Below are 19,444 nucleotides of genomic sequence, written 5' to 3'. Positions count from 1 at the left end.
CGCCGACGAGCGGCTCTCAAGGTGAGGTTGAGGCATGGCTGACCAGCACGACGTCCGGATGGTGGTACGCCCTCCCGCGGGGCGGGAATCCGTGGAAATGGTGACGAGCGCCGGTGAATGGCGCCTCGTCGAGACCAACGAGGGCGAGGAGTCCGCCGCCTACATGGTGTTCAGAACCTGGTCGCCGGCGTCGGCCCTCTGGCTGAGTCTGGTGGAGGACATGACCACAAAGGCGTGCGTCCTGATCGCGTTCGGCGCCGACGGCGAACAGGTCGCGGACCTCGCGCACCGGATGTCCGTCTTCGTACCGGTCATGTCGAGAGAAGAGGTGCTGGCCGGCCCCGACATGGCCGAGGACCCCCAGGGGAGAATTCCCGCGATCCTACGTGTCGCACTCGCGGCCGGGCCCGAATTCGACGCCGGGCTCTTCCGCATCCTGACCGAGACGGCGCAAGATCCCGATCCCTTCGTCAGGAATGCCACCGCCTGGTCGACCACCTACCTGGAGTGGCCGCAATCGCTCGACCTCCTGCGGGAGTTGGCCTCCCAGGACCCCGACGAACGCGTACGGCAATCCGCCCGCGACCTGCTCAATGATTTTCAGAGGACGTAGGCACAATGGCAGCGACTAGGCTGTGCTCCCGGGCGTGCTGCTGCTGTCATGGGCCTTGTATTACGGGCCTTGCACACCCTTCGAGTCAAAGCCGGCCAGAACCGCGACCGCGTCGCTGCGCAACTTCTCCTCCGGGTCGCCATGCAGGGTGGCCTCCCTGGCACGAGCAAGTTCGTCACCGGCTTACTCGATCGACGACAAAAGTGCACTGCGCTGCCACGGCATGATTTCGTCGAGGACGATCTCCAGTACCTGCTCGAACCTATCCCGGTTCTCGCTCACCAGCACGGCATAGGCGTTGTGCGACACGGGGTCCTCGGCATAGGTGAATGCCGTCCCCCGGCGCGACGGCCCACAGGACCTGACGCGCCCCGACCTCGATGACCTCCTCGACAGGATGATGAGTCGAATGCACGGTCTGGTCCCTGCGATTGGCGCCCATGCCATGCGGCTGACGTCGATGGCGGCTTCACCTTCGACGCTGTCGCCTCAGGGGTGAAGTCAGGTGCGACAGAAGGAACGCCACACTGGGGGATTAGCTGAACACGGAGGGGCGGGGGACGAGTTGACCGTCAACAGAGGCGAGGACGGCCTGAGCAAGCGTGGTGATACGGGTGGCGCTGCACCGCAGCATGCGCAGCAGACGCCAGCCCCTGGGGCCGAGCCCACAGGAAGTCCCACGACCGAAACCACCACGACCGAGCGGCGAAAGACCCCCTTCATCCGCATCGGCACAAACGCACTGCCCCTCTACCTCACCATGGTCGCCTCGTCCGCCGGAGCCCTGGTGGACACCGCTCTGCTCGGCAGACACGCGACGTCCTCGCTCGCCGCGTTCGCCGTGACCATCGCGGTCTACAGCCCGGCCACTGCCGCGGTCACCGGCGCTCTGCGCGGCGTCATGCCGTACGTCAGCCGATACGAGGGCGACCCCGACGGCATGGCACCCCTGGTCCGCAACGGCATGTGGTTGGGCTTCATCGTCGGTGTGCTCGGCGCCCTCGCTGTGGCCGGGGTCCCGGTGATCGGACGGGCAACCGGCGTCTCCGAGTCCACGCTCGATCAACTCAGGCTGTTCCCCTACCTGTTGGCCATTGCCGTGCTGTCGACGTCGGTGGGTGCCTCCGCGGTCTCCGTCTTGGTCGCCCTGGGCCAGGGCAAGCTCGTCATGCGGGCCGGACTCGTCGGCACCGCGGTCGCAGTGCTGCTGTCCGTCGGGCTCATCGCGGGCACCGGCCCGCTACCGGCCATGGGCCTGAACGGCGCGGGCATCGCCATTGCTGGTGTCCAGCCTCGTCACCACCTGCCGGGCCCAACTGGCCCTGCACCGGCTGCCCGTGCTGGCCGGCCGGTCCCTGCGCCCTGGCCGTCCCGACCTCCCGCAGGTGTTCCGGCTGGCCCGGGTCGGTATCCCGCTCGCCGGAACCGTGTTGATCAAGTTCGTGGTCCTCGGCGTGCTGACGTTCGCCGCAGCCCGACTGGGCACGGAACAGGCCGCCGTGCACGGCGTGTCCGAGACCCTGGTCAACCTGATCTACACCCTCGCAGTGGCGATCGGACAGGCGACCGTCCCCGTCGTGGCGGGCGCGGCACGCGACGCCGATGGTGCCGAGGCGCGCCGCAGCGTCCTCGCCGGCGGTGGCGTCGCTCTGTGCGGCGTCGGCACCCTTGGCCTGGTCCTCGTGGTCTTCGGCCACTGGATCGTCCCCCTCTTCAGTAACGACCCATCACTCAGGCCGCAGTTGGAGGAACAGCTCCCGCTGGTGTTCGCCGTCGTGCTCACGGACGCCCTTCAAGCGATCGCCGGCTTCGGCATGCTCGGACTGAAGCGGACCTTCCCCAGCCTGGTCTCGACCGCCGTCTTCTTCGGCCTGCTCTGCCTGAGCGCTGTCCCGGTGGCCGACGCGGCTGGGCTCACCGGCCTGTGGTCCGCCTTGATCTGCGCCAATTTCCTCCAGGCGATCACCAAGGCTGTCCTCTTCCACCGGCACAGCCGACGCCTCGCGGCCCAACAGCCCGGCTAGGTGGGGAGTTGCAAGGGTTCAACAACGGTGTGCGCCCTCGTCACTGAGCCGTCAGGGAGCCGACGAGTCAACCTCGCACCTGCGAGGTTCACGCCACACGGGACCGAAAGGGGGAAACGATGCTCAAGAAGATCAAGCGGACCGCCGTGGCCCTGGCGCTGGCCACCGGGACTCTCGCCGCCACCGCCGCGACCGCGCAGGCCGGTGTACAGGCAGCGCCGCAGGGGGACTACGCGGGCTGCAAGCTCGGCTACGTCTGTATGTACCAGAACGAGGCCGACTGGAACGCCGGCAAGCCCAGCCACCGCTGTTACGAGTACGGCGCCCACAACCTGAACAACCAGTACGGCAAGAAGTGGGTCTTCAACAACCAGCACTCGGGCGCGAAGGCCCGGCTGTGCTTCGGATACAACGGCGCCAACTGCACCGGCCTGATCATCAACAGCTACACCGTCGGCGTGGCCGAGGACCACACGCCGAACCACTGCTCGGCGCCGTACTCCTCGAATCGCTCCACCTCGGTGAAGCCCAGTTTCGCGGCGAGGCGCATCGCGCGGTCGTTGGCGGTCTGGGTGCAGAGCACCACCGGCTCGCCGGGACGTGCGTCGGCGAACCAGCCGAGTGCTGCCGTGCACGCCTCGGCGGCGTACCCGAATCCCCACGCCTCCGGCAGGAACAGGTAGCCGAGCTCGGCCTCCCCGGCATCCGGACGGACACGACCCGGCCGCTCTGCGTCGCGCTGATCGAACGTGATCATGCCGATCATCGCTCCGGCAAGATCGATCACGAAGAGGCCGGGGCGCCGCCCAGGCAGCTCGGGCACCGAGCGCTCAAGCTCATCGCGGGGTCGAGGGCCACCGACGTAGGTGCCCACTTCCGGCGAGGCGAAGAGTTCGATGAACGCCGCGCGGTCGCGGGCCTCGGACTCGCGGAGCACGAGCCGGTCGGTCCTTATCGGGGCAGGTGGCCAGGCGGTGGGCCCGAGTTCGGTCATGACGGGCAACCTACCGCCTGGCGGATCGCACGGCTGGATGGCCTTCTCGGCCAGCCGTCCGCTGTCTTCCGTGCCCGTGGGGCGGGTCAAAGGGTGAGCGTCGTCGCGGAGACGGTACCGAGACGGATCTCGGTACCGTCCTGATCCCGGCGGGCACTCTCCGGCGATCCGTTCCGCCAGGACATGGCCACGACTACCGGAAGACCTGAGTGAACTTCTGGCCCGAGCCGAGCGCGGTGGCCGTAGCTCCCGGAACGACCTGCTCAGATCCAGGAGCACCGCTCCGTCGGTACGAGGAACCGACGGAATTCGCTGACCTGCTGAAACATGGCTGCGCTCGGGTGGAGATCCCGCGTTGACACAAAAAGGCGCCCGGCGCACCTCCGCACCCGCGGGCCCGCGTCTCGCCGCCGCGCGGAGGACCCGATCAGTCTCGTGCGACCACTGGATATGACCATATAGTTCGCATATGCCGGATATCCAGCTCGCCAGCAGCCGCCGCGGCACGGGGCCGACCCTAGTGGTGATCCGGCAGCTGGACCGGGAGGGCTGGGCGCCCGTCATCGACCTGCTGACCCATGAACGCGAGGTGGTGGCCGTCGACCTGCCGGGATTCGGCGACAGCCCACCGCTACCGGGCGGCACCACGCCCACCGTCCAGGCACTGGCCGCCGAGATCGCCGAGTGGTTCTCCACGGCCGGCCTGACGCGCCCGTCCACCGTTGGCAACTCACTCGGCGGGGCCGTCGCACTCGAACTCGCCCGGGCCGGGGCGGTCGGCAGCGCCGTTGCCCTGTCGCCGATCGGCCTGTGGACCGGCCCCGAGGCCGCCTACGCTCTCGGATCGCTCCGGATGGCGCGCACGATCGCGCAGACCCTCGGCCACCGCACGGCGCGGGTGACCGGCAGCCCGCTGGGCCGCACACTCGCCTTCTGGCAACTCGTCGCGCGTCCCTGGCAGATGACGTCGCAGGCAGCCGACGGCGCCCTGCGCACCCTGACCCGCTCACCCGGCTTCGAAGCCACACGCCGGGCAGCCCGCGCCTACCGGCTGACCGGCTTCACCCCCGGCGTCCCCGTCACGGTCGCCTGGGGCACCCGGGACTTCCTGACACCCCGGTACCAGGCCCGCCGCGCGGCTTCGCTCCTGCCCGGAGCCCGCCATGTCCGGCTGAACGGCTGCGGGCACTCACCCATGTCCGACGATCCTGGTCGGATTGCCCGCCTACTGCTGTCCGCGACCACCGGCTGAGGCATCAGTCCCTGCTGCGCTGCTGCGGATGCGGCGATGCCACCTCCAGTCGCCAAGCCTTCGATCCGGTGACCTGCGGTCGGCGTACTGCGCGTCGTGTTCGAACAACACGACCGCAGCGCCCTGCCCCACGCATTGGGCGTTCGCCAGCGGCGCGGTCGACGCCACACGGCGCCCGTCCGTGCCCAGCCGGTATGCGCCTAGCCACGGTTGATGAAGTGGTCACGGTTGACGTTATGCGGGCTGAGGAGCACCAGGGGGATGCCCTGCCGTACGTTCTCGGCATCGACGAGAACCGCACCCGCGCTGTCATTGACGAGGGTGCCCTGCTGAACCGAATCCGGGCTCGCGTGGTGACCGGACATGCCCTGCTGGAGATTCGACAGGTTGACGAGCGGAGTCGGCTAGTGACTCTGGGCCGCCGCGACGGGAGCGGTGACCGCCTGGTGGAAGGACGGGCTCTTCGGCCAACTCAATCGACCTCATGAGCCGGTGCCGCCCCGCGACTCAACCCAAACTGGTGCAATAGATGATCAACCGCACGGCGTACGGCCTCATCATCTACTCCCGCAGCGCGGCGGACCGCTGCGACAGAAGATCAACGCACTCACGCAGTTCAGGCTGCGGCACACCGACGTGTTCCCGCATCGCCGCGATGGCCTGCACATTGCGACCAGCGGAAACAAGGCTGTCAATCTCCAGCTGAGCCTCGGCCGACAATCTGTTCCACAACACGTTGTCCATGCGCATATTGAACCTGCTGAGCATCCGCAATCCGACGGCGAACTGGTGGATCGACGATCACGGCCTGGCGCTGATGGTGAGCGTCACCACCGTCGACATCACCCAGAACGGACGCACGGTGGACGAGACCGTCACGCGCCTCGCGTCCGGGCCGCGCTGTGGAGCGCTGCCTCGGTGAGTAATTCGGTGCGCTCACGCGTGGTGGTGGGTGTCCGCCGCCATCGCGATCAACCGAGCATCCGGACGGCATACGTCCGGCCCGCACCTGAGTGAAGAGAGACCACGCACATGGACGTCAGCGCCCACATCGAGGCCGTCTACGACAACCTTTGCCGACGGGACCCCGGCGAGACGGAGTTCCACCAGGCGGCACAGGAAGTCCTGCACACGATGGGCCCGGTGCTCCAGGCGCACCCCGAGTACGTACAGGCCCGCCTGGTGGAGCGACTGTGCGAGCCCGAACGGCAGCTGATGTTCCGGGTCCCGTGGGTGGACGACCAGGGCACGGTGCGGGTCAACCGCGGTTTCCGGGTGGAGTTCAACAGCGCCCTCGGGCCGTACAAGGGCGGTCTGCGCTTTCATCCCAGCGTCAACCTCGGCATCGTCAAGTTCCTCGGCTTCGAGCAGATCTTCAAGAACGCGCTCACCGGCATGGCGATCGGCGGCGGCAAGGGCGGCGCGGACTTCGACCCCAAGGGCCGCTCGGACGGCGAGGTCATGCGCTTCTGCCAGGCGTTCATGACGGAGCTGTACCGGCACCTGGGCGAGCACACCGACGTGCCGGCCGGGGACATCGGAGTCGGTGCCCGCGAGATCGGCTACCTCTTCGGCCAGTACAAGAGGATCACCAACCGGTACGACGCCGGCGTCCTGACCGGCAAGCCGGTCGGGTGGGGCGGCTCGCACGCCCGCAAGGAGGCCACCGGCTACGGCGCCGTGTACTTCGCCCAGGAGATGCTCGCCACCCGAGGGCAGCAGCTGGACGGGCGCCGAGTGGTGATCTCAGGCTCGGGCAACGTGGCTGTGTACGCCGCGGAGAAGGTGCACGCGCTGGGCGGCCTCGTGGTGGCCTGTTCGGACTCCTCCGGCTACGTGGTCGACGAGGACGGTCTCGATCTGGAGCTGCTCAAGGAGATCAAGGAGGTCCGCCGCGCCCGGATCTCCGCCTACGCGGAGACCCGGCCGACCGCGCGGTTCTCCGCCCGGGGCTCGGTCTTCGACGTGCCCTGCGAGGTCGCGCTGCCCTGCGCGACCCAGAACGAACTGAGCCGGCAGGACGCCGTGGCGCTGGTGAAGAACGGCGTGCTCGCCGTGGCCGAGGGCGCGAACATGCCTTGCACCCCGGACGCGGTCGAAGTGTTCCGTGACGCCAGGACCCTCTTCGGCCCGGGCAAGGCGGCCAACGCGGGCGGCGTCGCCACTTCCGCGCTGGAGATGCAGCAGAACGCGTCCCGCGACAGCTGGACCTTCGAGCGGACGGAGGACCGGCTCGCGGCCATCATGCGTCAGGTCCATGCCGATTGCCGTGCCACCGCCGAGACCTACGGGGGAGATGCCGACGACTACGTTTTCGGCGCCAACGCCACCGGCTTCCTCCGCGTCGCCGAGGCGATGACGGCTCAGGGAGTCGTCTGAGCGCCGAGGGACGCGGTGCCGTGCCGTTCCTTCCACCAACGGTTAAGGAAAACGTCGGCCTGAGTACCCGGAAGCCCACCCGCACTGAGCCCTCATCACGACCTGACGGGTGTCTTTGGCAGCCAGGCAGCACCTGTGCGAGCCTGCTGCTACTCCTCCGAAAGGGCTCACCCTGATGCTCGGCATGGTTGTCTGGGACGTCCGCTCCTGCGCTTCGACGCGAGAGCGGTAACGGCCACCTGCCTCAACGCACACGCCTGTCACATGGACAGGCGTGGATTCAGCCTGCTCCTCGTCGAAGTGCTCTTCGTGTCCCCGCACGTTCGACCACGAGGAGTACGTGGTGTCCACCATCCACTGGACCGAGAACCACACCCACCAGTCGGCCCGTTGGCATTCCGTGAACGCCGCCCCCGTTCCCCGGCGCACCGTCGTCGCCGACGACCGGATGAAGGCCGACGACGCCTACCGACAGGCCTGCGAAGGAACGGCTCTGCTCTGGCAAGGCGACTTCCACAACGCCCGGCAACTCCTGCAGGCGATGAGCCGCCGCATCGACCGCAGGCCTCCCAGGTCCAGCACGTCCCCGAGCGAGAACTTCCACCTGCACCGGCGTAGCAGCAGTCACCGCGCCAGTGTCCTCGGAAAGCTCCTGGTGCTGCTGGACGATGACCACACCTTGACGTTGCGCCGGGCTCCCGACGTCCGCCAGGCGTGCCGGGAAGCCTATGGCCCCTCCAAGGGGCCCATGGCCGTCGCTCTGCGGGAGCTGCTGGGAGTGGTCGGCGCTCATCAGTGGCGTCTGAAAGGGATCGACGTGCCGGCGCTCGGCACTCGAATCCACCCCCACTACGGCGTGTTCGCACCCGTCAGAGGCGAGTACGTCGACCTGGTCGCCCACACGTCACTGCCATCGGCGATGCGGCACAGCCCCGCCACCAGTACGGCATTCGACCTCGGCACGGGAACCGGCGTCCTCGCCGCGGTCCTGGCCCACCGCGGTATCGAGCGCGTCGTGGCCACCGACATCAACCCACGCGCCCTGGCCTGCGCCAAGGAGAACACCCACCGGCTCGCGCTGACCGACCGTATCGAGGTGTCGGGCCCCGGCCTGTTCCCCGAAGGCCGCGCCGACCTGATCGTATGCAACCCGCCCTGGCTCCCCGCCCGCCCGACCAGCCCCATCGAACAAGGCGTCTACGACCCGGACAGCACCATGCTCCACAGCTTCCTCGCCGGACTGTCCGCCCACCTCCGGCCGGGCGGGCAAGGCTGGCTCATCCTGTCCGATTTGGCAGAGCGCCTCGGCCTCCGGACACGTCAGCAGCTACTCGACGCCATCCAGGCAGCGCGGCTCCGTGTCGTGGACAAGATCGACACCAAGCCTCGGCACCCACGCTCCAAGGATGCCACCGACCCACTCCACACGGCACGAAGCGCCGAGACCACGTCCCTATGGCGCCTGATCACAACACCATGACCGGCACCCGAACCACGCCACGGCATCCCGCCTCTCGGTTCACCAGGTGAGCACGTCCCGTGGGTGACTTCGCAGCGCTCACGGGATGACTTGATTCCTCGTCAAATGAGACTTCACGGTGCTGCCCGAGGCGCAAATGTACGTTGCACCGTCGCGTAGTGGATCACCACCTCCGCTTCCAGGACCGGCGTGCTTCCGGGGCCCACCGTAAGGTGCGCGGCAGCAAGGGCCGCCGGGCTATGGCTCCGCCCATGACGCGCGGGACAGTGCCTAAAGCGCGTTGCACAAGGCCGTATTCGAGCAGGTCAGGGCCGGTGATGGCGGTCTTGTGGTCATGATGCGAGGGCGAGGTTGTGCATGTGGGCGACGGCCTGGACCGCGTGATGGAGGCCGTCGCCGTGCTGGCGGCAGTCGCGAAGGATCTTGTAGTTCTTCATCCGGCCGATCACATGCTCCACGCGGGCACGGACCTTGCGATGCTCGGCATTGTCCTCCTCCTCGCCCGGGAGCAGGGCCCGGCCCGGGCGTTTGCGGTGCGGGACCGCCATGCCGCAGTTGAGGTAGGCGCCGTCGCCGAGCATGGTCACGCCCTGGCAGTGTTCGCTCAGCCCGGACGTCCGCCAGGCATGCGCATCCGCGGTGGTGCCCGGCACCGGTCGTGCTGCCGCGATCACCAGACGCGTGTAGGCGTCCACGATGACCTGCACGTTCGCGGAGAAGCGGTAGTTGCGGCTGGAGGCAGCCACCTGCCTGTCGCGGACCGGGACCAGCGTGCCGTCCACGATCCACAACCGGTCGGCTGCATCAGCTGGACGGGCTATGGGCTCGAGCGCAAGCAGCGGTCCCAGCCGCTGGATGACCCGGCACACGGTGGAGGAAGAAACGCCGAACAACGGGCCCAGCTGCCGCATGGTCAGGTTCGTGCGTTAGTACACGGCCACCATCAGCACCCGCTCGGCCAGCGGCAGCGACCACGGCCGGCCCCGCAAGGTGCCGTTGCCGCCGCGCTCCCGCACTACCCTCAACAGTCCCGAAAACTGCGTCACCCGCAGCCCCGTGAAGTCTCCACCCACACCCGCTCGGCACGTTAAACCGCAGCCATACAAGGGAGATGCCCAGCTCACGGCCGTGTGCAACACGCTTTAGGCGAGGAGGGCGGCGAGGCATCCCGTGGCGAGGCCGACGAAGATGATCAGAGGGCTGCCCTTGAGCGCGGCGATGAGATGGAAGCGCCGGTCCCGGTACTCACTCATGCCTTCCGTGCCGGGCAGGACGAGCAGGTGGTTCTTCTCCCGCGGTGTCTTCTCGCGCCCGACGCGGGAGGCATGAGGCAGGGTCGTTTCCAAAGTCCGGGTTGCGGGTGATCGTGCAGGTCATCCCGCTCGCTATATCACTGGGGAGGCCGTTGATCATCTCGATGGCCTGACGGGAGCCGTGCCCGAGAGAAGCACTGAGCCGACGTGGGCCGCGGTCGGTCGGCGGATTGCCCGAGACGCTCGCTGACGGCTGGCGAGGGGAGAGCAGCCAGCCGGGATGTTCGGACTGGCTGCTCTCAGCTCGGGAGTCTCCGGCTCGGTTCGGGCGTGCTTCATCTGTCCTGCACGATGAAGCAGGCTCGTTCGTAGAGCTCGTCGAACGTGATGACTTCGACGTCCTGGATGGATCGCCTGTGCTGCTCGAAGGAAGTCATCTTCTCGGGGTTCGCCGCGCCGCCGTCGGTGAACTCGTTGAGGCTTCCGATCACGAGCACCTGTCGCGGGCGGACGGTGGAGACCTCGATGCCGGTCGGGGCACCGTCGTCCCGGAACTGCCTATGAAGTTGACCGCTGACCAGTTGTTGGGCCTTGTCTGTACCTGCGCCACGGCGCCGCCGACTTCCTTGGAGACGTGCTCACACCAGCAACCTGGCCAGCGTCGATCTCGTGCTGCATCACCCAGCGCCGCACGGACTCCCGGGAGACACCGAGCGACTCGGCAACCTGGACATGCAGCGCACGCTCGGAGGAATACTCCGAACGGTGCTCTGTCACCTACCGCGCGGCCTGGCTACGAAGGGCTGCGTCAATCTTCTTGGGAACGTGTCCCATCCTCTCTGCTGGCCCACAACGGAGCGGCAAAGACGTCGGAACGGTTCACTTGATGCGGGGCGGGCCACCAGCCGTCCGCGTGCCACACAGCGCGCATCATGATCTTCCACCTCCGGGCGTCCTAACAGAAGCTGTTGATCATGTGACTTTACGCTTGGATGGTCGTTGGTCTGGCCGTGGGGGCGGTGATCGACTCCTCCCATGTCCGGGCGGCTCGCAGGTGCCCAAAGCGGTCCCAGCCCGGTCGACCGCGCACCGCCCGGTCATCGCCGCTCGCGGCCAGCCCCACGGCTCCGGCCTGGGCATCTTCCGGTACGTCGTCGAGAGAACGAACGCCTGGCTGCACGGCTTCCGACGACTGGCGTCCAGCGGCAATACTCCGGGACCGCCGGCCGGACAGAGAACCGCCAGGGACCTTGGCCTCGATCACTCGCAGAGAGAGGCTGCCGATGCGGGTGTGGCAGGAGCCGTCAGGCAGGGGGATCTTGTCGAGCAGGGGCAGGAGTTGGGTGACGTCATTGCGATTGCTGCCGGTCAGCGACACCGCGAGCGGGAAGCTCTCGGACCGTGGTTTCCAGGGGTGCGTAGGCAAGGTAGTAGGCGACCTCGTCTGGCCTGTTGATACTTCGTCGGGCCAGTGCCCACCGCTGCACAACTCTGCTACTGGACCCGCAACAGCCGACTCATCCGCAACGCGACCTTCGGCGGCAAGCAGCAGCTCTAGCGGGCCGCCCTGGAGCGAAATCCTGCTGCAGTACTAGCTGGCCTGGCGAGTAAGAACCGGACTGCACGGGGTCGCCAACCCAGTAGAAACAACCGCCATCGGTGACCAATCTGCGACGGCGGTCCCGCGTGTCAGACCGCGGCAGAGAGGAGGGGACCGGTGGCGACGCCTCCGCCTCGACGTGCCGTAGCGGCGGGGTCGAACGAGAGCTGTGCCGAACGTCGTGCTCGGTTTGAGCAGGAAGCGCAGGCGCATCGGCGATCCCTGCTCGCCGCCGCTCGGAGAATGGCGCGTAACCCGGCCGACGCAGAGGACCTCTTGCAGGACGCGTACGCCAGCGCGTACGCGTCGTTCGATCAGTACCGTCCTGGGACGAATTTCGGTGCCTGGATGCGAAGAATACTCGTGAACCAATACATCAACACCTATCGAAAAGAGCAGCGACGGCCCCGCCAATACCTCGTGGCAGACGCCGAAGAACATCAACCACCACGACTGGGCGCATACGCTGACTTGGCGTTCGAGTCCGCTGAATCCACCGCTCTGCTCCACTTGTCCAGCCCAGACCTCAAGGCGGCCCTCCGCGTCGTCCCCTCGGTCCGCCGTACGGCTGTGTACCTGGCAGACGTCGAGGGATTCAGCTACAAGGAGATCGCAGACTTCATGGGGACTCCCTTGGGCACCGTCATGTCCCGCATCCACCGGGGCCGGAAGCAACTGCGCAGCCTGCTCTCTCAATACGGGAATGAAGGTCAAGCACCCTGACGGTCGTGCGCCTCTCCGAGGCGTGGGCGAGACGTGTTCGTGCCGTGGTGAGTGGACTGACGAGGGAGCTGAATCGTTGTGTCTGACCACCGCAGCGTTCTCTCAGAAGCACAAGGCGGCGAGGCCCAGGCGATGGCTCCGCGTCGGATGTGGAGAGAGCCCGGATGGGTCAGAAAAGGACCTTGAGGTCCACTCTAAATCCTGCTAGCGTTCGCGCCTGTAATCTGGTCACTGTGGCGGAACAGGCGCGCGACAAGAACGGCTCCCGGTTGACTGAGCGGGGGCGGGCGACTCAAGAGCGCATTTTGAGAGCTGCGGCCGACATGATGTACGTCAAGGGCGTGTCTCTCACGACTCTCGACGAGGTCAGGGCGGTCAGCGGCACAAGCAAATCGCAGCTCTACCGCCACTACCCCGACAAGGATGCGCTGGTGCGGGACGTTGTCGCGTTGCAGGCTGCGGAGCTGCTCGAACGCCAGTACCAGCTACTGCGGCGGCTCAGCTCCCTCCGCGGGCTGGAGCGCTGGCGGAACGCGGTGATCGAGAACAATGCTCTCCGAAACGGAGCGTATGGCTGCCCGCTCGGCTCGCTTGCGAGCGAGCTGGCTGATCAGGACGAAGAGGCGCGCCAGACCATCGCCCGGCACTTCGGCACCTGGGAAGGGCTGCTCGAGGCCGGGCTCTCGCGGATGAGGGACTCGGGAGTCCTCCGTGCCGACGCGGACGCGGCAGAGCTCGCCACCGGTCTCATGGCCGCCCTTCAAGGCGGCTACCTCCTTGCGCAGACGGCCCGGGACGTCAAACCCATGAGGATCGCCCTCGACATGGCGATCGGCCACGTGAAGGCCTATGCCGTGCCCTCGGAGGACGGCAATCCAGCTGAAGAGGGCGCGAGCGGGCGCTAAGGCCGTCCGGGGCGAGGCCGCGCCGAGAAGTCAGCTGCGGCGCCGTAGGCGGTTGCCTCAGGGTCCCGCTGTCGGCTGGCCTTCACCGTCCTCTCGGTAGGCGGCCTCCGCAAAATGAAGGTCGCTCTCCGTCGACCTCTTGGGCCGGATGGGCCCAGGAACTGCGCCTGATCGCCGCTGGGTGCCCTGATCCACACCCGAGGGATGCGGAGTGGTTGGCCCATCGTCACCATCCGTGCCCGTGTGGACACGCATCGATGCTGACAGGGGGCGGCGAAGCGCTCCGGCAGCCCTGCGGTGCGAGGTTCAGCGAGCCTGGCCAACAAAGAGGGGACTATTTGGTCCAGAAAATTGGGCCGATCTGAGGTACGTTTGGGATAAGCGGTCCCTTGCGGACAGCGAGGCAGCCAAGCCTCACAGGGATCCCCAAAGGCGGTAGGCACCATGTATGCGGGCATCCAGTTCTCAGTGCTCGGCCCAGTCCGGCTACATCGACAGGGGGTCGAGGCTGGAGCTGGTCAGCCGAGGCAGTGCGCTGTGCTTGCCTCTCTGTTGCTCAGGGCAGGCAGGCCGGTGAGCCTCTCGAAGCTGGTGGAGGACGTGTGGGGCGATGAGGCCCCACCGTCGGCCGTGGGCTCCGTGCGCACCTACGTGTACAGGCTCAGACAGGCGCTCGGGAGTCAGTGTGACAGCTCCGTACGTCTGGTCGACGGGGGCTATCTGCTGCACATCCAACCGGACGCTCTGGACCTGAACAGGTTCAAGGAAACGGCGGCAAAGGCGCGGGAGGCGCGCAGCACCGGTGACCTGGCGGCCGCGGCGGGTCTGCTGTCCGAGGGCCTCGAGATGTGGAAAGGGGTGGCCCTCGCTGGGGTCCCGGGGCCGTTCGCCGGCCAGCAGCGCAGCGTCCTGGGCGAGCTGCGCCTGGCCTGCGCCGAGGAGCAACTCGCCTGCGAGGTGGAGAGAGGGCGCTACGCCGAGGCCGCCGCGGAACTGTCGGCACTACTCGTCGAGCACCCGCTTCGAGAGCGCGTGTGCGGTCTCCTCATGACCGCGCTCTACGGTGCCGGTCGCCAGTCCGAGGCCCTGACGATCTACCACACGACCAGTCACCTGCTGCGCCAGCGCCTCGGCGTCAACCCGTCGCCGGAGCTTCAGCAAGTCCACGAGCGCATTCTCTCCGGGCGATTCCAGCTTCCGCGAAGCGCCGACCGCCCGAAGATCGCGCCGCAAACACCCCCGCCGCCCAACGCCCCGGCCCAGCTCCCAGCCGCTCTGCCGAGTCTTGTCGGCCGCGAGAGAGAGCAGGAACAGGTGGAGCGCCTGGTCGCCGATGCGGAGGCGTCGTCATCCGTGGCCATCTGCACCGTCGGCGGACTGGCTGGCGTCGGCAAGACGGCTTTCGCCACCACCGTGGCCCACCGTCTGGCAGACCGCTTCCCGGACGGCCAGCTCTTTGCGGACCTCCAGGGAGCCGGACCAGAGGCTGCGCCGCGAGATCCCGCGGATGTGCTCGAAGGCTTCCTGCAATCCTTTGGGGTTCACCCCAAGGACATACCTGAGACCACGCGAGCACGAGGGCTCATGTTCCGCGGCCTGCTGGCCAACCGCCGGGTGCTCGTCGTGCTCGACAACGCATGGAGTACGGACCAGCTGAAGCATCTCCTCCCCGGAGGCACCGGCTCCATGGCCCTTGTCACGAGTCGCATGCAACTGCACGCGCTCGTCGCCGAGTTCCAGGCGCTTCCCCTGACGCTCATGCCTCTGAGCCAGACGGACGCACGCAGTCTCCTCGCGCGTCGGCTCGGTGCGGCAAGGACCGCGGCTGAACCCGAGGCCGTCGACCGCATCATCCGGCTGGCCGGACAGCTCCCCTTGGCCCTGGCCAACGTCGCCGCACGCGCGGCCTATCGACCGCAGCTGCGCCTGACGAGCCTGGCCGACGAGTACGAGGCGCCGGAGCGCGGCACCTTGGACGCCTTCGCGAGCGACGAGGACCAGGCGCTCGATGTACGCGCGTCCATCACCCGCTCCTACCGCCTGCTCGACACGGAGACGGCCGCGCTTTTCCGCGACCTGAGCGCATGCCCGGACCCCATGTTCGCGGCATCGCAGGTCGCCGACTTGGCCGGACGGCCCGAGAGCCGGGTCCGCCAGATCCTGTCACGCCTCATCCGGGCGCATCTCATCTCGGAGGTCGGCCCGGGCCGGTACAGCTGGAACCGACTCGTAGCCGCATACGCGGCGGAGCAGGCAGGGCAGGGGCTCCTCGACCAGGGAAAACCGGCCTGTCGGTAGGGGAGTCAGGGATCAGCGTCGCTTCTGCATGGGACGTAGACGGCCTGTAGATCGAGCGCTGGTCGACTGGAAGCAGACCCGCACCAGAAAACTCGAGAGGCACGAAGCAGTCCGAACACCCGTCAATTGCGCGAGGCATGCGACGGGTTGCCGGCGATGGCACACGGCGCATAGAGGTAGACGTGACAGCAATCCAAGAGATCGAGCCGCTCAGCGGGCGTCCGCGATCAACGGCCAGAACCGCTGCCGTAGTTGCTTGGCTGACGACGACCGACCACAAGAAGATCGGCTCCCTCTACCTGGGTACGTCCTTCGCCTTCTTCCTTGTGGGGGGTGCCTTCGCGCTCGTCATGCGGGCGGAACTGGCCCGGCCGGGCCTCCAGTTCATCTCGAACGAGCAGTACAACCAGGCGTTCACCGCGCACGGCACCATCATGCTGCTGCTCTTCGCGACACCGCTGTTCGCGGGGTTCGCGAACTGGATCATGCCGCTACAGATCGGGGCGCCGGACGTCGCCTTCCCGCGGCTGAACATGCTCGCCTACTGGTTCTACCTGTTCGGCTCGCTGATCGTGCTCTCCGGCTTCCTCACGCCCGGCGGTTCGGCGGCATGGGGCTGGACCGGCTATACGCCCTTGTCCGGCCCCCTGCGGTCACCTGGCATCGGCGGCGATCTGTGGATCACGGGGCTCGCGCTGTCAGGATTCGGGACCATCCTCGGGTCGGTCAACTTCATCACCACGATCGTCTGCATGCGGGCACCGGGCATGACCATGTTCCGCATGCCGATCTTCACCTGGAACGTGCTGCTCACCGCCGTGCTGGTGCTTCTCGCCTTCCCGACGCTGGCTGCCGCCCTCCTCGCGCTGGAGGCGGACCGGAAGCTGGGCTCGCACATATTCGACCCGGCCAACGGGGGCGCGCTCCTGTGGCAGCACCTGTTCTGGTTCTTCGGCCATCCTGAGGTGTACATCATCGCGTTGCCGTTCTTCGGCATCGTCTCCGAGATCCTGCCGGTGTTCAGCCGGAAGCCGATCTTCGGGTACATGGGTCTCGTCGCGGCCACGATCGCCATCGCCGGCCTCTCCGTGACCGTGTGGGCACACCACATGTTCGTCACCGGCGGGGTCCTGCTTCCCTTCTTCTCCTTCATGTCGTTCCTGATCGCGGTGCCGACCGGGGTGAAGTTCTTCAACTGGATCGGCACGATGTGGAACGGGTCGCTCTCGTTCGAGACGCCCATGCTGTTCTCGGTGGGCTTCCTCGTCACGTTCCTCCTCGGGGGCCTCACCGGGGTGCTGTTGGCTTCGCCGCCCCTCGACTTCCACGTGTCCGACAGCTACTTCGTCGTGGCGCACTTCCACTACACCCTGTTCGGCACGATCGTCTTCGCCATGTTCGCGGGCTTCTACTTCTGGTGGCCGAAGCTCACGGGAAAGATGCTCGACGAAAGGCTGGGGAAGATGCACTTCTGGACGCTGTTCGTCGGATTCCAGTGCACGTTCCTGGTGCAGCACTGGCTGGGCGCCGAGGGCATGCCCCGGCGTTACGCGGATTACCTGGCGACGGACGGATTCACAGCGCTCAACACCGTGTCGACGATCGGCGCCTTCGTACTGGGCCTCTCGATGCTTCCGTTTCTGTACAACGTGTGGAAGACGGCTCACTACGCGCCGAGGGTGACCGAGGACGACCCATGGGGCTACGGCCGGTCCCTGGAGTGGGCCACGGCCTGCCCTCCTCCGCGCCACAACTTCGTAGTGCTGCCCAGGATCCGCTCGGATGCCCCGGTCTTCGACCTGCACCACCCCGAAGTCCGGGAACGGGAGCTGCTCTCTTCCGACCAGCAGGCGGGCGCAGTCGACCGGGACGCCTGAGGGGCTGCCCCCAGGGTTCCGCAGGAGCGGCAGGACACCACGGTGTCCTGCCGCTCCGCTTTGGTGGGCTGGGCCATGCCATTGGCGCCGTAGAGGCCTTGTAGAGCTGTCGTAGAGGCTGCCGTGGCAGTGTCGAGTGTGTAACAGACAAGAAGTGTCCGCTGCTCAATGAGGAGTGATTCGCATGGCCACGGACTTCGAAGGCAAGAAACTCGTCGTGATCGGCGGCGCCAGCGGTATGGGCTTCAAAGCCGCCGAGGACGTGATCGCGGAGGGCGGCAGTGCGGTCATCGTCGGCCGCTCGGGTCAGAAACTAGACGATGCCGTAGCGAGCCTGTCGCGCTCCGGCAGCGTATGGTCGATCGAAGCCGACCTGGCGGACCGGGACCAAGTCGTCGAGGCGCAGAAGCAGTTGGCGGAGGACCACCCCGACGCCACCCTTCTCGTCAACTCGGCCGGATTCTTCCTGCCCAAGCTCTTCCTCGATTACGAGGTTGCGGACTATGACTCCTATCACGACCTGAACAGGGCGACCTTCTTCCTGACCCAGACCGTCGTCCGGGGCATGGTCGCCGGCGGTCAGGGCGGCGCCATCGTGAACGTGGGCAGCATGTGGGCCCACCAAGCCCTCGCCGTGACACCGTCGTCGGCCTACTCGATGGCCAAGGCGGGCCTGCACGCTCTCACGCACAACCTCGCCATGGAACTCGCCGGCGAGGGCATCCGTGTGAACGCCGTGGCTCCCGCCGTCACCAGGACGCCCCTGTTCGAGAAGGTGTTCCCCGCTGACCAGTTGGACGGCGCGATGGAGCAGCTGGGCGGCCTGCACCCGCTTGGCCGGGTCGGCACTCCGCAGGACGTGGCCTCCGCGATCGTCTTCCTCCTGTCGTCGGCCTCGAGCTGGACCACGGGGGCCATCCTCAACGTCGACGGCGGAGTCATGGCGGGCCGCAACTAGACGTACCTCTCACACCCCGCCCGGGGCTGCCACCTGACACCTGCTCCGGGCGGGGCAGCCCAGAGGCGTCGATCCAAGCCGCCCGCACCCGAAGGAGCCGGTATGGCAGGCAATCTGAGAAGCGTGACCGACGAGACCTTCGCGGACGAGGTGCTCCAGAGCCGCAAGCCTGTGCTCGTGGACTTCTGGGCCGAATGGTGCGGGCCCTGCCGTTTGGTCGCACCAGTCCTCGAAGCGCTGGCTGCCGAGCACAGTGACAAGATCACGATCGTCCAGCTGAACGTCGACGAGAGCCCCCGCACCGCTGAAGCGTACGACGTGAGGTCCATCCCGACCCTCAACGTCTACCGGAACGGCAAGGTCGTCAAGACGGTCATCGGGGCCAAGCCGAAGTCGGCCCTGGAGCAGGACCTGCGGGAGTTCCTGAGGTAACCAGGTCTGGATAGGCGCACCCACCTGCCGCCGCGCTCGTCATGACACGCCGCGGCAGGCATGGGCGGTCAGGCCGGTGTTCGGGGTAGCTTCCAGTCTTTCCGGACGTACTGACTCATGTGTGCGTCAGGATGACGCTGGAGGTAGTTCTGGTGCTCGGGTTCGGCTTCCCAGAATGTGCCGGACGGAACAACCTCGGTGACCAGCTTTCCTGGCCATAGTCCGGACGCGTCGGAGTCCGTCATCACCGCCTCAGCGATGCGTCGCTGCTCCTCGTCCAGGTAGAAGATGGCGGACCTGAAGGTTACGCCGACGTCGTTGCCCTGCCGGTTCAATGTGGTGGGGTCGTGGATCTGAAAGAAGAACTCCAGGATGCTGCGGTAGTCCGTCCTGGACGGGGCGTAGGTGACCTCGACCGCCTCCGCGTGGTTCCCGTGGTTTCGGTAGGTGGGTGCCACCACCTCGCCGCCGGTGTAGCCGACACGGGTGCCCACGACACCCGGAAATCTGCGGTACAGCTCCTGCATGCCCCAGAAGCATCCGCCCGCCAACACGGCATGCTCCTTTGCCGGTACCACTTGTGTTCCCCTTTCTGTAAGAGGTCCTAACAGAAGCTGTTGATCATGTGACTGTCGGCCCGGTTGCTCGTTGCTTTT

The 19,444-nt window shown here is 67.1% G+C and carries 18 protein-coding genes and 3 pseudogenes; 14 read left to right on the top strand and 7 right to left on the bottom strand.

The genetic code is table 11. From position 1 onward, the window contains the following. Positions 1-97: 97 nt before the first annotated feature. Positions 98-613, top strand: a complete 516-nt coding sequence (locus tag IE325_RS43555; RefSeq protein ID WP_190075756.1) for a HEAT repeat domain-containing protein — start codon at positions 98-100, stop codon at positions 611-613. A gap of 183 nt (positions 614-796) precedes the next feature. Here IE325_RS43555 and IE325_RS46795 read toward each other — a convergent pair whose 3' ends face one another. Then, positions 797-922 (bottom strand): hypothetical protein, encoded by a 126-nt coding sequence (locus IE325_RS46795; RefSeq protein ID WP_268256401.1) that lies wholly within the window; start codon positions 920-922, stop codon positions 797-799. A 451-nt stretch (positions 923-1,373) separates the two neighbouring features. Between IE325_RS46795 and IE325_RS46515 the strand changes: the two are divergent. Further along, positions 1,374-1,763, top strand: a pseudogene (locus IE325_RS46515) (MATE family efflux transporter); the annotation flags it as partial. A 133-nt stretch (positions 1,764-1,896) separates the two neighbouring features. Continuing rightward, positions 1,897-2,637 carry an MATE family efflux transporter gene (locus tag IE325_RS46510; protein WP_229912488.1) on the top strand — a complete coding sequence of 247 codons (741 nt, stop codon included), beginning with the start codon at positions 1,897-1,899 and terminating at the stop codon, positions 2,635-2,637. Between the two features lie 445 nt (positions 2,638-3,082). Here IE325_RS46510 and IE325_RS43545 read toward each other — a convergent pair whose 3' ends face one another. Then, on the bottom strand, positions 3,083-3,631 hold the full coding sequence (locus tag IE325_RS43545) for a GNAT family N-acetyltransferase (protein ID WP_190075755.1): 549 nt from the start codon (positions 3,629-3,631) through the stop codon (positions 3,083-3,085). Positions 3,632-4,100: 469 nt separating this feature from the next. Between IE325_RS43545 and IE325_RS43540 the strand changes: the two genes are divergently transcribed. Continuing rightward, on the top strand, positions 4,101-4,883 hold the full coding sequence (locus IE325_RS43540) for an alpha/beta fold hydrolase (RefSeq protein ID WP_229912487.1): 783 nt from the start codon (positions 4,101-4,103) through the stop codon (positions 4,881-4,883). Positions 4,884-5,083: 200 nt separating this feature from the next. Here IE325_RS43540 and IE325_RS43535 read toward each other — a convergent pair whose 3' ends face one another. After that, complete coding sequence (locus IE325_RS43535) at positions 5,084-5,248, bottom strand: hypothetical protein (RefSeq protein WP_190075754.1); 165 nt, start codon at positions 5,246-5,248, stop codon at positions 5,084-5,086. A 196-nt stretch (positions 5,249-5,444) separates the two neighbouring features. Then, positions 5,445-5,627 (bottom strand): hypothetical protein, encoded by a 183-nt coding sequence (locus IE325_RS43530; RefSeq protein ID WP_190075753.1) that lies wholly within the window; start codon positions 5,625-5,627, stop codon positions 5,445-5,447. On the opposite strand from IE325_RS43530, the gene IE325_RS43525 reads away from it, so the two are divergent. The 3 genes from IE325_RS43525 to IE325_RS43515 all read left to right on the top strand — a co-directional run bounded on the left by IE325_RS43525 (position 5,626) and on the right by IE325_RS43515 (position 8,742). Next, positions 5,626-5,805, top strand: a complete 180-nt coding sequence (locus IE325_RS43525) for a hypothetical protein (protein ID WP_190075752.1) — start codon at positions 5,626-5,628, stop codon at positions 5,803-5,805. The genes IE325_RS43530 and IE325_RS43525 overlap by 2 nt on opposite strands. A gap of 110 nt (positions 5,806-5,915) precedes the next feature. Further along, positions 5,916-7,262: an NADP-specific glutamate dehydrogenase gene (gene gdhA, locus IE325_RS43520; RefSeq protein WP_190075751.1), complete on the top strand. Its 1,347-nt coding sequence runs from the start codon at positions 5,916-5,918 to the stop codon at positions 7,260-7,262. Positions 7,263-7,605: 343 nt separating this feature from the next. Beyond that, complete coding sequence (locus IE325_RS43515; protein ID WP_190075750.1) at positions 7,606-8,742, top strand: methyltransferase; 1,137 nt, start codon at positions 7,606-7,608, stop codon at positions 8,740-8,742. 332 nt (positions 8,743-9,074) lie between these two features. Here IE325_RS43515 and IE325_RS43510 read toward each other — a convergent pair. After that, positions 9,075-9,817 (bottom strand): annotated as a pseudogene (locus tag IE325_RS43510) (transposase family protein). Positions 9,818-10,330: 513 nt separating this feature from the next. Continuing rightward, a complete protein-coding gene (locus IE325_RS46505; protein ID WP_373315350.1) occupies positions 10,331-10,522 on the bottom strand; it encodes a Shedu anti-phage system protein SduA domain-containing protein in 192 nt (63 codons plus the stop codon). Positions 10,523-11,088: 566 nt separating this feature from the next. Between IE325_RS46505 and IE325_RS43500 the strand changes: the two are divergent. The 7 genes and pseudogenes from IE325_RS43500 to trxA form a co-directional block, all read left to right on the top strand. After that, positions 11,089-11,190: pseudogene (locus IE325_RS43500) on the top strand (IS5/IS1182 family transposase); the annotation flags it as partial. A 522-nt stretch (positions 11,191-11,712) separates the two neighbouring features. Beyond that, a complete protein-coding gene (locus IE325_RS43495) occupies positions 11,713-12,318 on the top strand; it encodes a sigma-70 family RNA polymerase sigma factor (protein WP_190075749.1) in 606 nt (201 codons plus the stop codon). A gap of 233 nt (positions 12,319-12,551) precedes the next feature. Then, positions 12,552-13,223 (top strand): TetR/AcrR family transcriptional regulator, encoded by a 672-nt coding sequence (locus tag IE325_RS43490; RefSeq protein WP_229912484.1) that lies wholly within the window; start codon positions 12,552-12,554, stop codon positions 13,221-13,223. A 444-nt stretch (positions 13,224-13,667) separates the two neighbouring features. After that, positions 13,668-15,521 (top strand): AfsR/SARP family transcriptional regulator, encoded by a 1,854-nt coding sequence (locus IE325_RS43485; protein ID WP_190075747.1) that lies wholly within the window; start codon positions 13,668-13,670, stop codon positions 15,519-15,521. 137 nt (positions 15,522-15,658) lie between these two features. Continuing rightward, a complete protein-coding gene (gene ctaD / locus IE325_RS43480; RefSeq protein WP_190075746.1) occupies positions 15,659-17,398 on the top strand; it encodes an aa3-type cytochrome oxidase subunit I in 1,740 nt (579 codons plus the stop codon). Between the two features lie 184 nt (positions 17,399-17,582). Then, positions 17,583-18,356 carry an SDR family NAD(P)-dependent oxidoreductase gene (locus tag IE325_RS43475; RefSeq protein WP_190075745.1) on the top strand — a complete coding sequence of 258 codons (774 nt, stop codon included), beginning with the start codon at positions 17,583-17,585 and terminating at the stop codon, positions 18,354-18,356. Positions 18,357-18,458: 102 nt separating this feature from the next. Next, positions 18,459-18,788, top strand: a complete 330-nt coding sequence (gene trxA / locus IE325_RS43470; protein WP_229912482.1) for a thioredoxin — start codon at positions 18,459-18,461, stop codon at positions 18,786-18,788. Positions 18,789-18,856: 68 nt separating this feature from the next. On the opposite strand, the gene msrA is transcribed toward trxA, so the two are convergent. Next, the gene (gene msrA, locus IE325_RS43465; protein ID WP_190075744.1) at positions 18,857-19,366 is read right to left on the bottom strand and encodes a peptide-methionine (S)-S-oxide reductase MsrA; all 510 of its coding nucleotides are present in this window, start codon (positions 19,364-19,366) and stop codon (positions 18,857-18,859) included. Between the last annotated feature and the right edge of the window lie 78 nt (positions 19,367-19,444).

Origin of the sequence: Streptomyces lanatus, assembly GCF_014655715.1 — a bacterium.
Classification (GTDB): domain Bacteria; phylum Actinomycetota; class Actinomycetes; order Streptomycetales; family Streptomycetaceae; genus Streptomyces; species Streptomyces lanatus.
This window is presented reverse-complemented; position numbering and strand designations above follow the sequence as displayed.